At 59.8% G+C, this 13128-nt stretch carries 12 protein-coding genes and 1 riboswitch; of the genes, 6 read left to right on the plus strand and 6 right to left on the minus strand.

Annotation, left to right across the window (positions count from 1 at the left end):
* Positions 1–37: 37 nt before the first annotated feature.
* The 5 genes from MHZ97_RS03535 to pgi form a co-directional block, all read right to left on the minus strand.
* Positions 38–2128: a YjbH domain-containing protein gene (locus MHZ97_RS03535; protein WP_239313675.1), complete on the minus strand. Its 2091-nt coding sequence runs from the start codon at positions 2126–2128 to the stop codon at positions 38–40.
* Entirely contained in the window at positions 2128–2865 is a 738-nt protein-coding gene (locus tag MHZ97_RS03540; protein ID WP_239313673.1) for a capsule biosynthesis GfcC family protein, read from the minus strand. Before MHZ97_RS03540 ends, MHZ97_RS03535 begins: the two co-directional genes overlap by 1 nt.
* On the minus strand, positions 2862–3509 hold the full coding sequence (locus MHZ97_RS03545) for a YjbF family lipoprotein (protein ID WP_103793641.1): 648 nt from the start codon (positions 3507–3509) through the stop codon (positions 2862–2864). The genes MHZ97_RS03540 and MHZ97_RS03545 overlap by 4 nt, the downstream gene beginning before the upstream one ends.
* Positions 3510–3582: 73 nt before the next feature.
* Complete coding sequence (gene yjbE / locus MHZ97_RS03550) at positions 3583–3831, minus strand: exopolysaccharide production protein YjbE (RefSeq protein ID WP_033749135.1); 249 nt, start codon at positions 3829–3831, stop codon at positions 3583–3585.
* 513 nt (positions 3832–4344) lie between these two features.
* On the minus strand, positions 4345–5991 hold the full coding sequence (gene pgi / locus MHZ97_RS03555; protein WP_103793642.1) for a glucose-6-phosphate isomerase: 1647 nt from the start codon (positions 5989–5991) through the stop codon (positions 4345–4347).
* Between the two features lie 69 nt (positions 5992–6060).
* Between pgi and MHZ97_RS03560 the strand changes: the two genes are divergently transcribed.
* The 3 genes from MHZ97_RS03560 (at position 6061) to panS (ending at position 9158) form a co-directional block, all read left to right on the plus strand.
* A complete protein-coding gene (locus MHZ97_RS03560) occupies positions 6061–6234 on the plus strand; it encodes a hypothetical protein (protein WP_239313671.1) in 174 nt (57 codons plus the stop codon).
* A 110-nt stretch (positions 6235–6344) separates the two neighbouring features.
* A riboswitch (Lysine riboswitch) is annotated at positions 6345–6537 on the plus strand.
* Positions 6538–6647: 110 nt separating this feature from the next.
* A complete protein-coding gene (gene lysC / locus MHZ97_RS03565) occupies positions 6648–8000 on the plus strand; it encodes a lysine-sensitive aspartokinase 3 (protein ID WP_103793643.1) in 1353 nt (450 codons plus the stop codon).
* A gap of 240 nt (positions 8001–8240) precedes the next feature.
* A complete protein-coding gene (gene panS, locus MHZ97_RS03570) occupies positions 8241–9158 on the plus strand; it encodes a ketopantoate/pantoate/pantothenate transporter PanS (protein ID WP_103793644.1) in 918 nt (305 codons plus the stop codon).
* Between the two features lie 26 nt (positions 9159–9184).
* Here panS and MHZ97_RS03575 read toward each other — a convergent pair whose 3' ends face one another.
* Entirely contained in the window at positions 9185–10810 is a 1626-nt protein-coding gene (locus MHZ97_RS03575) for a Na/Pi cotransporter family protein (protein WP_239313670.1), read from the minus strand.
* A gap of 296 nt (positions 10811–11106) precedes the next feature.
* On the opposite strand from MHZ97_RS03575, the gene psiE reads away from it, so the two are divergent.
* The 3 genes from psiE (at position 11107) to ubiA (ending at position 12996) form a co-directional block, all read left to right on the plus strand.
* A complete protein-coding gene (psiE, locus tag MHZ97_RS03580) occupies positions 11107–11517 on the plus strand; it encodes a phosphate-starvation-inducible protein PsiE (RefSeq protein WP_033749140.1) in 411 nt (136 codons plus the stop codon).
* A gap of 69 nt (positions 11518–11586) precedes the next feature.
* A complete protein-coding gene (gene ubiC / locus MHZ97_RS03585) occupies positions 11587–12099 on the plus strand; it encodes a chorismate lyase (RefSeq protein ID WP_103793645.1) in 513 nt (170 codons plus the stop codon).
* Between the two features lie 30 nt (positions 12100–12129).
* Entirely contained in the window at positions 12130–12996 is an 867-nt protein-coding gene (gene ubiA / locus MHZ97_RS03590; protein ID WP_239313710.1) for a 4-hydroxybenzoate octaprenyltransferase, read from the plus strand.
* The last annotated feature ends 132 nt before the right edge of the window (positions 12997–13128 follow it).

Below are 13128 nucleotides of genomic sequence, written 5' to 3' on the forward strand. Positions count from 1 at the left end.
AGATGATACCCGCCACGTGCGTGGCGGGAGCACTCAGTTAATTAAAGCGTGCGTCGCGGTCTGACGTCAGGTCATAAAGCTGATATTTACGTCCCAGCATCTGCCCGCCGTCACGCGTCAGCGGCACCCAGTTCACCTGCGCGCGTCCGCGCGTCGGCGTCACGGTAAAGAGATCCATTGGAATCGACAAATAGAAGCCTTTGGTGAAATCCCCCTCGCCATACTGCTCTGACGACACGTTGGTTTTGGTCGCATAGACGCCCACCATCACGCCGCTGTCGAAGCGCTTAGAGACGTCGAGCGTGACGCCCTTGTCTTTGGCCAGATACTGCCCGACGCTCGCCTTCACCAGCAGATCCTGCATAAACCACGGACGCCAGTAGGCTGTCACATGGCCGGTCGGCGCTTTGTAGCGGGTGAACTGCATCATGTTGTCCCAGTCGCGCTGGCGCACGTAGTTGGCGTCGACGCCAAAGGCCCAGTTGCTGTCGACTGGACGGTAGAGCATCTCGCCGCCAACGCCGCCGTACATGGTCTCCAGGTAACCGCCGTACATCTGGCCGTAAAAGCCGTTGCCGAGGTAGCCCATGTAATTGGCCTGCAGATCGTTAACGTAAACGTTGTTCTCGACGTAGTCGCGGATATGGGTACGCACGCGCGGCAGCGTCGAATCGGAAGGCGCGCCGTTGTAGTTGAACTTGTCGTAGTTATTGGCGAGGTTGCCGAACAGGCTGCCGCCCACCAGCAGATGATCGGTAAACCAGTAGTCCAGGTTACCCATCACGCCGACCTGGTACATATAGAAACTTTCCGGGCCGCCGACCGACTGGTTCAGCACTGGCGACAGGCTGTAGTTCAGGCGCTCTTTACGAATAAAGAAACCTTGCTCGGTCTCTCCTGGATCCACCGGATTCTCGCGCGTCTGGCGCAGCGACTGCTCCTGGCCGAGGGGATAGCCTGCCAGCGCATTGCGCAGGCTGTTGACGTCGGTGCGCGTCGTGACCTGCGGCATGTTGAAGCGCGACTCGGTCACCTCGATAGTTTCGATGCCCGCCGGCAGGTTATTCATAATGATGCGGTTAGCGCGATCGACCCCTTCGCGCGTGTCGCGATATTTGGTCTGCTCGCCAGAGACGAACAGCGTGCTGCCACGAGTCTGGATGCGCGGCCCGTTCAGTCCGGCGTTGTACTTCAGATCGCTCAGCTGGCTGGCGACCACCGTCGGCTCCAGCATGCTCTCCTGCGGCTGAGGATGGTATTCGGGCTTCGCGCTGTCGATATGCGCCTGGCGCAGATCGTTAAAGTTGGTGCGCACCGTGACGCCGAACATAAAGGTGTTGCCGCGCTCGTAGCTGGCGTTGATATCGGCCCAGTCAGTGACGCGGTAGATCGCGCCAACGTTGATCTTGCTGCGCTGATCGAGCCGGCCGGCGAAATCATCCTGATAGTTATTGCCTTCATATTCCAGCTTAAGACGCAGCGGCTGCCACGGCGTTTGATACTCCACGCCGCCGAACAGCGCCGACGGGCCGTGGAACATCTGCGAGCCATTAATTGAGCCCGCTTCGCCGACGCCGGGACGCTGGCAGTAGCTGTCGCTGTAGGAGCAGAAGGGGTTTTTAACCGTGCCGCTGTTGCCGAGGTAGCCCCAGCCCAGCCCCAGGGTAAAGTCGAACGGCCCCCAGGCTTTGCTCGCCACCAGATATTCGCTGTCGAACAGGCCGGTGCCGCCCAGATCGCGCGAGCCCAAAGCGACCTCTGGCAGCCAGTAGCTCTCTTTCAGCAGGCGCAGCTTAAGGTCGAACGCCTTGTCTTTGTAGCTCTGGTTGCCGCTAAAGCTCTCTACGGCGCTGTAGCGCCTGGTGCGCACGTCGGTATAGCGCACCGTTGTCTCCAGCCAGGGCAGCAGCTGCAGCGAGGCGGAGTAGTAGCGGTACTGATCGTTATCGCGGAAGTTAAGGCTGAATTCGCCCTCGCGCGCCATGCGCGCGGTCGGCACCTGCAGCAGGCCGACGCCGCCGAAGTCAGACTGCGACGGACCCACCGGATCGGGAAAGGTCTCGGCCTGCGCCTGGCACGCGGCGGCCACGGAAACAGCCAGCAGGCTGAAAAAAAGTCGTTTATTCATCACTCTGGCACCCGGTGAGTCAGAACAGAAATCATGCGCTGGTTCAAATCGCTATAGGCGTCAGGCAGGCTCCAGGAGGAGAAGCCCAGCCAGATAATGCTGCCGGGCGCGACCTCGCGATGACGCTGATTCCAGTACGCGACCGGCACGCGCTGCGTCTCGCCGGAGGGCGCGATTACCGTGGCGTAGCTGTTCTCCGCGCCGGAAAGGCGATCGTGTTGCGCCAGATAGCCGCGCACCGTCTGGCCCGGCTGCCAGCTCACTTTGCCTGCGCCGCGCAGCGCGCCCATCAGCCATACGCTGTCGGACGGCGGCGTCAGCCAGAGGTCGTAGCGGCCTTCCAGGCGACGGTTGGCTTCAGGATGGAGCCGGATCTCATCGGGATCGAGCGAGACGAACTGGCGGCCAGTGACCCTGATGGCGCTGAGCTGGCGCAGCACTTCGCCAATAGCGGCGGCGCGATCGCCGCTGCTCTGTGCCTGCCAGGCGCGCAGATCGGCCAGCGTCTGCTGCTGCTGGCGCTGCGCTACCGAGCTGGCGTTTCGCTCTGCGATGACTGCGCCGCGCCACCAGGCGGCGTCAATAAGCGCCGGCTGCGTTGTCAGCTGCGCCAGATTCTGTACGTTTTCGAGCGTAGCGCTGCCCTGTGCGGCGTGCACCGTGACCTGACCCGCCGCCCACGCGGCGCTGCTGCCGGCCAGCATCAGCCCGACCAGCAAAGAGAGTGTTGTTTTCATGATTTCGCCGGCTTCAGAAGGGTAGTGGCAACAGGGAAGTCGTCCGCAGCCAGCATCTGGCGCGCCTGCACCACATCGCCGCTGCTGTTATCGACCCAGAAGGTATTCTCCCACGCGCGGCCGGTGGCCTCGATGCGCGCCTGCTCGATCCAGACGCGGCAGGCGACGCGGCGACCCGGCAGCGTCAGCACCTCGTCAGCGCCGCGCGTAAAGCGCGAGCTTACCGTCGCGGCGCGCGTTTCGCCGCGCTCGGTCCACTGCGCGATGCGCGTCCAGCTGGCGCCGTCGCGCAGATGCAGCGCATCCGCCAGCGGATCCTGCGGCAGATTGCTCACCGCCTGCAGGTTGTCCGGCAGGCCGAGGGTTTTCACCAGGCGGCCGTGCTGGGTCACCAGCATGGCGTTATCCTGGGTGATCCACTTCTGCTGGCCATTTTCGTTATAGCCCAGCACCACGAAAATCTGTGGGCCTTCATTGATTCGCGCATAGAGGCTGGCGTAGGGCAGGTCGGCGATCTGCTGATCGGTTTTAATCACGTCATCGGGCCCGGACACCGCCATCATGACGGTCTGTTCCAGCCCTTTTTGCGTCTGCGTGCAGGCCTGCAGCAGCAGGCAAGCCAGCAACAAAGGAAGTTGGCGCACTGTGTGTCCCTGTAAAAGAAGCCAAAGCAAAAAATAACCACACGGCTGTGTGGTTATGTTTAAAGGTGCTACGTCAACGAGTGGTGCTCGTTGTGGTCGTGGTTGTTGTACCGGTATTCGCGCCATCACCACCGCCAGAAGCGGCGATGCCGACACCGACTAATGCGCCGAGCGCGCCGATACCGACAGCGGTCGAGGTGCCGGCGGAGATTGCTCCTGCCTGCGCGCCCGCTGCGGCACCCGCTTCTTCCGGAGCGGCAAAAGCCACGGAATGCGCTGCGACGTATAGTACGGCTGCTCCGGCAACCATGATTTTTTTCATACAGCTTGTCCTGCATTGAGTGAATGAAGGATGTACCCGTTACGGGCGCGTTCAGTATAGGGCAACAAATTACCAGAGTTCAGCGTGGGAAAAGGGGTGTGAAAGGCGCGGTTTATTGTGACTAAAAAGGGGGCTAAACAGCGATAACCCCTTTTTTATTGGCTGGAATTAGCGCAAGGCCGGATTTATTGCTGGCCGAAAATTAAATGCAAAGCGTTTTGCGCTTTTTTATTAACAACTGGCCCGAAAACGCGATTATCAGATTTTGCCGGGATAGCTGGAAATAAATTTTCCTTATAAAACAAGCGAGAGAGGAGAGCAGCAGGGAAAATAAGGGCCATTTAAAACGCGAGGCAGAGGGGGCGTCAGGCTACAGCTTCAGAACAATCTTAGCTTAATTTAAGAATTATCCCGTCTGCATTGCGCCTGTTTCGAGGGCCAGCGCGGTTATTTTGTTTGCTATGACACAAAAAAGGCGGCCGTGCGGGCCGCCCTTGCAGAACAGCGACTTTATTAGCGCCAGGATTTATAGCGGTTAATTAAGCCATTAGTGGAACTGTCGTGGCTGGTAATATCCTCGCTGTTTTCCAGCTCAGGCAAAATACGGTTAGCCAGCTGTTTGCCAAGCTCTACGCCCCACTGATCGAAGGTGAAGATATTGAGGATAGCGCCCTGGGTGAAGATCTTGTGCTCGTAAAGCGCAATCAGCGCGCCCAGGCTGTAAGGGGTGATCTCGCGCAGCAGAATTGAGTTGGTCGGACGATTGCCTTCAAACACCTTGAACGGCACGATGTGTGCGACAGACTCGGCTGATTTGCCCGCATCGGTGAACTCTTTCTCCACCACCTCGCGTGACTTACCAAACGCCAGCGCTTCGGTCTGGGCGAAGAAGTTGGAAAGCAGCTTCTGGTGATGATCCGCCAGCGCGTTGTGGGTAATGGCCGGCGCGATAAAGTCGCACGGTACCAGCTTGGTGCCCTGATGGATCAGCTGGTAAAAGGCGTGCTGGCCGTTAGTACCCGGCTCGCCCCAGATAATCGGGCCGGTCTGGTAATCCACCGGGTTGCCGTCGCGATCGACGTACTTGCCGTTAGACTCCATATTGCCCTGCTGGAAGTAGGCCGCGAAGCGGTGCATGTACTGATCGTAAGGCAGAATCGCTTCGGTTTCGGCACCGAAGAAGTTGTTGTACCAGATGCCGATCAGCGCCAGCAGTACCGGCAGGTTCTGCTCGGCCGGCGTGGTGGAGAAGTGCTTATCCATCGCGTGCGCGCCGCTCAGCAGCTGCTCGAAGTTGTCGAAGCCGATAGAGAGGATAATCGACAGGCCGATAGCGGACCAGAGCGAGTAGCGGCCGCCGACCCAGTCCCAGAACTCAAACATATTGGCGGTATCGATGCCGAATTCGCCCACCGCTTTCGCGTTGGTCGACAGCGCGGCGAAGTGTTTCGCTACGTGCTGCTGGTCGCCAGCGGTTTTCAGGAACCAGTCGCGCGCGCTGTGGGCGTTGGTCATGGTTTCCTGCGTGGTGAAGGTTTTTGACGCCACCAGGAACAGCGTGGTTTCCGGGCTGAGATCTTTCAGGGTTTCCGCAATATGCGTGCCGTCCACGTTGGAGACGAAGTGCATATTCAGGTGGTTCTTATAGGGGCGCAGCGCTTCCGTCACCATAAACGGACCCAGATCTGAACCGCCGATGCCGATATTCACCACGTCGGTGATCGCTTTGCCGGTATAGCCTTTCCACTCGCCGCCGATAATGCGCTCAGAGAAGTGCTTCATCTTTTCCAGCACCGCGTTCACTTCCGGCATCACATCTTTGCCGTCTACCAGGATCGGCGTATTGCTGCGGTTGCGCAGCGCAACGTGCAGCACGGCGCGATCTTCGGTGCGGTTGATCTTCTCGCCGGAGAACATCGATTTAATTGCGCCGCTCAGGTCGGTCTCTTTGGCCAGCGCCTGCAGCTTGTCAAGCGTCTCCTGGGTGATGCGGTTTTTCGAAAAATCCACCAGCATCTGGTCGTCAAAGGTGGCAGAGAATTTAGCAAAACGATCGGCATCCTGGGCGAACAGCTCGGCGATAGTCACCGATTTCATCTGTTCAAAATGCTGTTGCAGCGCTTTCCAGGCTGCGGTTTGGGTCGGATTGATATTTTTCATGGCAACACTCTTGTTGATTTAAGAACCGTCATTCCATCGTGGGCAACCACACCCGTGTAGCGTTTCAGTATGACAATAGTGTCCGCTGAAAGGAAAAATTTTGTCGGCGTCGTCACCTTTGCGGCGGGCAGCGCGGCGGAAACCGCGCGCCGTTTTCGCCTGTCGCCGCAGGCGATGTCCAGACCAGGCGGTGCCTATTGTGCCGTTAACGCCGCCGCTGAACCTTGTGCCGAATCAGAATAAACCGGTCTGAAAGGGGGCATTTAGCTCTGCGGGCGCAGCAAATCGCCAACAGACGTAGACAGCAACCTTATGACCCGCTATTTTTATGCGGCTACTTGCGCACCCGTGCGCAAGCCAGAAGAGGCGCGTCGCCCAGGCAGTGTGTTGGAGGAACCGTATCCGGGGATAACACATCAGGGGGAGCGACGCCGAGGTGGTCAACACACGGAGTGTTGCCTGTCGGCTGCAGGGGCTGAATCCCCTGGGTTGTCACCAGAGGCGTCCACAGTCGGTCGCTTCGCAAGGTGAAGTGCTTCTGGGTGACACGTCTCCTGATCTTGTCTGCCCAATTCTGCTCTTCCCTTGTGCCAAGGCTGATACAATGTCTCCCGTCCCATAAACGCGGGAGAAGATAACCTGACACGAGGTCGTACATGTCTCAAACTCTGATCGTGGCGAAATTTGGCGGCACCAGCGTTGCCGATTTCGATGCTATGAACCGCAGCGCCGATGTGGTGCTGGCCAATGCCAACACGCGTCTGGTGGTGCTCTCCGCATCGGCGGGCGTAACCAATCTGCTGGTATCGCTGGCGGAAGGCCAGGAGCAGGCGCAGCGCGCTTACCTGCTGGATGAAATTCGCCGCATCCAGTATGCGATTGTCGAACGCCTGCAAAACCCGGCCGTTATCCGTGATGAAATCGATCGCATGCTCGAAAACATCACCATGCTTTCCGATGCCGCCTCGCTGGCCACCTCTAACGCGCTTACCGACGAACTGGTCAGCCACGGCGAGCTGATGTCGACGCTGCTGTTCGTGGAGATCCTGCGCGAGCGTCAGGTAGAGGCGGAGTGGTTCGACGTGCGTAAAGTGATGCGCACCAACGACCGCTTTGGCCGCGCCGAGCCGGAAATCGCGACGCTGGCCGAACAGGCCGCCGCGCTGCTCACCCCGCGTCTGGCGCAGTCGCTGGTGATTACCCAGGGCTTTATCGGCAGCGAACAAAAGGGGCGCACCACCACGCTGGGACGCGGCGGCAGCGACTACACCGCTGCGCTGCTGGGCGAGGCGCTGAAAGCGGCGCGCGTCGATATCTGGACCGACGTGGCGGGTATCTACACCACCGATCCGCGCGTGGTGCCGTCCGCTAAACGTATCGATGACATCACCTTCGAAGAGGCGACCGAAATGGCGATCTTCGGCGCCAAGGTGCTGCATCCGGCGACGCTGCTGCCGGCGGTGCGCAGCGATATTCCGGTGTTTGTCGGCTCAAGCAAAGATCCCGCCGCCGGCGGCACGCGCGTTCACCGCGAAACCGCCAACCCGCCGCTGTTCCGCGCGCTGGCGCTGCGTCGTCGCCAGACGCTGCTGACGCTGCACAGTCTGAACATGCTGCACTCGCGCGGCTTCCTCGTCGAGGTGTTCACTATTCTGGCGCGCCATAACATCTCGGTGGATCTGATTACCACCTCAGAAGTCAGCGTTGCGCTGACGCTCGACACCACCGGCTCGACCTCGACCGGCGACAGCCTGCTGACCCAGGCGCTGCTGACGGAGCTGTCGTCGCTCTGCCGCGTTGAGGTAGAAGAGAACCTGGCGCTGGTGGCGATTATCGGCAACAACCTCTCCAGAGCGCGCGGCGTTGGCAAAGAGGTGTTCGGTACGCTTGAGCCGTTTAACCTGCGCCTGATCTGCTACGGCGCCAGCAGCTACAACCTCTGCTTCCTGGTGCCGGGTGAAGATGCGGAAAGCGTCGTGCGCGCGCTGCATAAGAACCTGTTCGAGTAAGGATCTGCCCGGCCGGATCGGATCCGGCTGGTGCGATCGACCGCTTTTTAGCGTAAAAGCCAGCGTATTTCCGGCACTATCTGCGGGATCGGCAGCAGTCGATCCCCATTTTCCCTTCTGGCCTCACCTTGCGATAACGAAATGTTATGATCCCGCTCCGCCGGCGCACCCGTTCCTGCGCCGCGTTTCTCTGTGGCAAAACCGCGAAAAAACACAACATTCAAAGAAGGAAGTCTGGCTATGCTCGCCAAAATAACCCGCCTGTTCCCGCTGTGGGCCGTGCTGCTCTCCCTGGCCGCCTGGTATTCCCCCGGCGTCTTTCTCGGCATCGGGCCGTGGGTCTCCTGGCTGCTGATGCTGATTATGTTTGGCATGGGCGTAACGCTTAATATCGACGATTTCAAACGCGTGCTGGTGCGCCCGGCGCCGGTGATCGCCGGCACCTTTCTGCACTATCTGGTGATGCCGCTTGCCGCCTGGGCGCTGGCGAAGCTGTTCCATATGCCGCCGGATCTCGCTGCGGGCATGATCCTGGTCGGCAGCGTGGCCAGCGGTACCGCCTCGAACGTGATGATCTATCTGGCGAAGGGCGACGTCGCGCTCTCGGTGACCATCTCCTCGGTTTCCGCGCTGGTGGGGGTTTTTGCTACGCCGCTGCTGACGCGCTTCTACGTCGATACCCATATCCAGGTGGACGTTATGGGTATGCTGCTCAGCATCGTGAAGATCGTGGCGATCCCCATTAGCCTCGGACTGATCGTTCACCACAGCTTTAACGGACTGGTGCGCCGCATCGAGCCCTACCTGCCGGCTTTCTCGATGGTGTGCATTCTGCTGATCATCAGCGCCGTGGTGGCGGGCAGCCAGGGCTTTATCAGCTCGGTCGGCCTGATGGTGATCGCCGCCGTGATAATGCATAACGCCATCGGCCTGCTGGGCGGCTACTGGGGCGGCAAGCTGTTCGGCTTCGACGAGTCGACCTGCCGCACGCTGGCGCTGGAGGTCGGGATGCAGAACTCCGGCCTGGCGGCGACGCTGGGCAAACTCTACTTCTCGCCGCTGGCCGCGCTGCCAGGCGCGCTCTTCTCGGTCTGGCACAACCTTTCCGGTTCGCTGCTGGCTGGCTACTGGTCAGGCAAACCGGTCGATAAAAAGTAACAGAGCGGGGGCGACGCGCCCCCGCTTTACTCATAGTCCCGCTCGTCGTCCGGCTGCTCCAGCAGCGTATAGGCCACGCTGCAGAGCAGCGAATTCAGGCGTTTCATATCTCCCAGCAGCCCCAGATGCAGCGAGCTGGTTTCAATGCTCTGAACGTTTTGCTGATGCAGCCGCTCCACATGTGCATGCGAGAAGCGGCGGATCAGAATACGGAAGCGATGCTTGGCGCGGCGCAGCCGTTTCGCGCTGCTGATGTCGCGTGAGAGAAATACCGACAGGCTGAGGCGCAGGTTCGCCAGCAGCTGCTCATGCAGCGTCTCCAGCTCCCTGATGCCTTCCGGCGAGAAGGCGCGACGCGGCGTCAGCGCCTTATCCGCTACGTCGCCGCTCATGCGCTCAATAATGTCGCCCGCCTGTTCAAGGTTCAGCGACATTTCGATAATTTCGCCCCAGCGGCGCGAATCCTCTTCCGACAAATCTTCTTTCGGCATGCGCGCCAGATAGAGCTTGATGGCGGTATAGAGCACGTCGACATCGTCGTCCAGCCGTCGCACCGTACGCTCTTCGCGCACTTCGCCGTGCACCACTTTGCTGAACGCCTCCAGCATCATTTCCAGCACGTCGCCGATGCGCAGCGCCTCGCGCGCGGCGTTGACCAGCGCCAGCGTCGGCGTATCCAGCGCACTGCGGTCGAGGTGGCGAGGCTTCACTGCCATATCCGCCTCGGCGTCGTCGCCGATGAGGCGGGTGCAGAGGCGCGCCATCGGGTCAGCGAAGGGCACCATAATCAGGCAGCGGATCAGGTTGTAGAAAACGTGGAAGAAGATCACCAGCTCTTCGTCATTGACCGGCAGCGTATCGAGCCAGGGCGCCAGCAGGTTGATAAAGGGCAGCACCGCCAGCGATCCGAGCAGCTTGAACAGCAGGCTGCCGAGCGCCACCCGCTTGCCGGCGGCGTTAGAGCCGCTGGCGTTGAGCATCGCCAGCAGGCCGCTGCCGAGATTGGCGCCGATGACCAGACAGAGCGCCACTTTAAATGAGATCACGCCTGCGGCGGTCAGCGTGGCGGTGATCAACACCGCCGCCAGGCTGGAGTAGCTGATAATGGCGAAGACCGCGCCGATAAGCGCATCCAGCAGAATATCGCCGGTCAGGCTGGAAAAGAGCACCTGCACACCCGACGCCTGGGTAATCGGCCGGGCGGCGCTGACAATCAGCTGCAGCGCCAGCAAAATCAGCCCCAGTCCGATACTGGCGCGGCCCATCTGGCCGACGCGCGTCTGCTTGCGCGACAGGAAAAAGACCACGCCGAAAAAGATAAACAGCGGCGACAGCCAGGAGAGATCGAAGGTGAGAATACGCGCCATAATGGCGGTGCCCACGTCGGCGCCCAGCACCACCACCAGCGCAGGCGTCAGGCCCATTAGTTTCTGCGCCACAAAGGAGGTCGCCAGCAGCGTGGTGGCGTTGCTGCTCTGCACCAGCGTCGTTACGCCGATGCCCGCCAGAAAAGCCATGGGTTTCTTTTCGATGCTGCGGCTGAGCACGCGGCGCAGGTCCGCGCCGAAGACGCGCATAATGCCGGAGCGCACGATATGGGTGCCCCAGACCAGCAGGGCGACGGCGGAGAGAAGATTAAGCAGGGTCAACACGTCATGCCACTCCATAACCGTCAGGCTAAAAAGCAGCAGAAAGCCAGCCTGACGGAAAGAGCAATCTGCAAAACGAACCGCCGGGCGGGCGCAATTTTTCCTGAATTTTAAGCGACCTGCGCGCGCTGCCGACTCTTTAACTGTAGACCAGTTCGCTCTACGGGAAGGGGATAAATATTGGCTGGCTATTGGCAGCTGGCGCGCCGCGTCGGGCAGGGCGCGGCTGGTATCTTGTGATCTGCGTCACATTGCAGCATGATGGCGATCCTTACTAAAAGCCATTATCGAGGCAAATCATGAACGTTAAACCCACCGGCGGTCAGTACATCGCGTTGGCGCTGCAATGGGTGCTCAACCTGGGACTGCTGGCGCTGGCGGTTATTCTGGCAGTGTTCCTCGGCAAAGAGACGCTGCACCTTGCCAACGTGCTGCTGAACGTTGGCGAGCAGGCCTCCTCTTATCTGCTGATTGAGGGGATCGTTATCTATTTCCTCTACTTCGAATTTATCGCGCTGATCGTCAAGTATTTCCAGTCTGGCTATCACTTTCCGCTGCGCTACTTTGTCTACATCGGCATTACGGCGATTATTCGACTGATTATCGTCGACCATAAAAATCCCTTCGACACGCTCTGCTACTCCGGCGCCATCCTGATTCTGGTGGTGACCCTGTGGCTGGCGAACAGCAACCGCCTGAAGCGCGAATAAGCGCCGCCAGGTGTGCCCGTCGCGCCTCTGCGCTACACTGTTGCCCTCAAAATTGACGGGAGTGGTGATATGTCGCACGAGGCGCTCAGCTTATTACGCGCGCTCAACTGGCTGCCGTCCACGCATCCGACGCTGACCGCGCCGCTGCTGGACTGGCTGATGGAGGAGGACTCCATGACGCGCCGTTTCGAGCAGCACTGTCGGCAGGTAACGGTGCAGCCGATACGCGAAGGCTTTATTAATGCCGATGAGCTTACCGATGAAAGGGCGCTTCTGCCGGACGATGCGCGTTTCTGGCTGCGGGAGATTGTGCTGTGCGGCGACGATGAACCCTGGCTTATTGGCCGCACGCTGGTGCCGGAGAGCACCCTCAGCGGGCCAGAGCAGATGCTGCAAAAGCTGGGAACGCGCCCGCTTGGCCGCTATCTCTTCTCCTCTTCAACCTTAAGCCGCGACTTTATCGAACCGGGCAGCGTCGGCGCGCTCTGGGGACGCCGCTCGCGCCTGCGACTGTCAGGCAAGCCGCTGCTGCTGACCGAACTGTTTTTACCGGCCTCGCCGCTCTATCGCGACCTGGCCTGAGGACGATTACACGTGGAAAAAAGCGTACAGATGAGCAAGTTTCAGGCCTATAGCCGCCTGATGCGTATTGATAAACCGATCGGCACGCTGCTGCTGCTGTGGCCGACGCTGTGGGCGCTCTGGCTGTCGACCCTGGGCGTGCCGCCGCTGTCGGTGCTGGTGGTGTTTGTGCTCGGCGTATTTGTGATGCGCGCGGCGGGCTGCGTGATTAACGATTTCGCCGATCGCAAGGTCGACGGCTTCGTGAAGCGTACCGCAGGCCGTCCGCTGCCCAGCGGCGCGGTAAGCGAGAAAGAGGCGAAAATCCTGTTCGTGCTGCTGGGGCTGCTGGCGTTCGGGCTGGTGCTGACCATGAATCTGATGACGATTCTGCTTTCGTTTGGCGGCCTGGCGCTGGCCTGGTGCTATCCCTTTATGAAGCGCTATACCCACTTGCCGCAGGTGGTATTAGGGGCGGCATTCGGCTGGGCGATCCCGATGGCCTGGTCTGCAGTTAGTGAGTCCTTACCACTAGAGTGCTGGCTGGTGTTTCTGGCTAACATCTGCTGGACCGTCGCCTATGATACGCAGTACGCCATGGTGGATCGCGATGACGATATCAAGATTGGCGTCAAATCAACGGCGATTCTGTTCGGCCGCTACGACAAGCTGATTATCGGCCTCCTGCAGCTCGCAACGCTGGCGCTGCTGGCGCTGGTGGGCCTGATGATGCAGCTTAACGCCTTCTTTTTCTGGTCGCTGCTTGGCGCCGCGGCGCTGTTTCTCTACCAGCAAAAGCTGATCGTACACCGCGAGCGCGACGCCTGCTTCCAGGGCTTCCTCAACAATAATTATGTTGGCCTGGTGATATTTATCGGCGTGGTGTTGAATACGCCGCCGTTTAGTGGGCTGTTTTAACGGTAAAAAGGCGACAACGTTGTCGCCTTTGGCGCTAGCGCGGAAGAGACGCTTTTTACCTTTCCCGCTTATCAGGCTGATGAGTAACTGAAAAAAAGGGCGACATCACTGTCGCCCTTTGTTTTTTCTGCC

The sequence above is a fragment of the Pantoea sp. ACRSC genome, from assembly GCF_022346785.1.
GTDB lineage: Bacteria > Pseudomonadota > Gammaproteobacteria > Enterobacterales > Enterobacteriaceae > Pantoea > Pantoea alvi.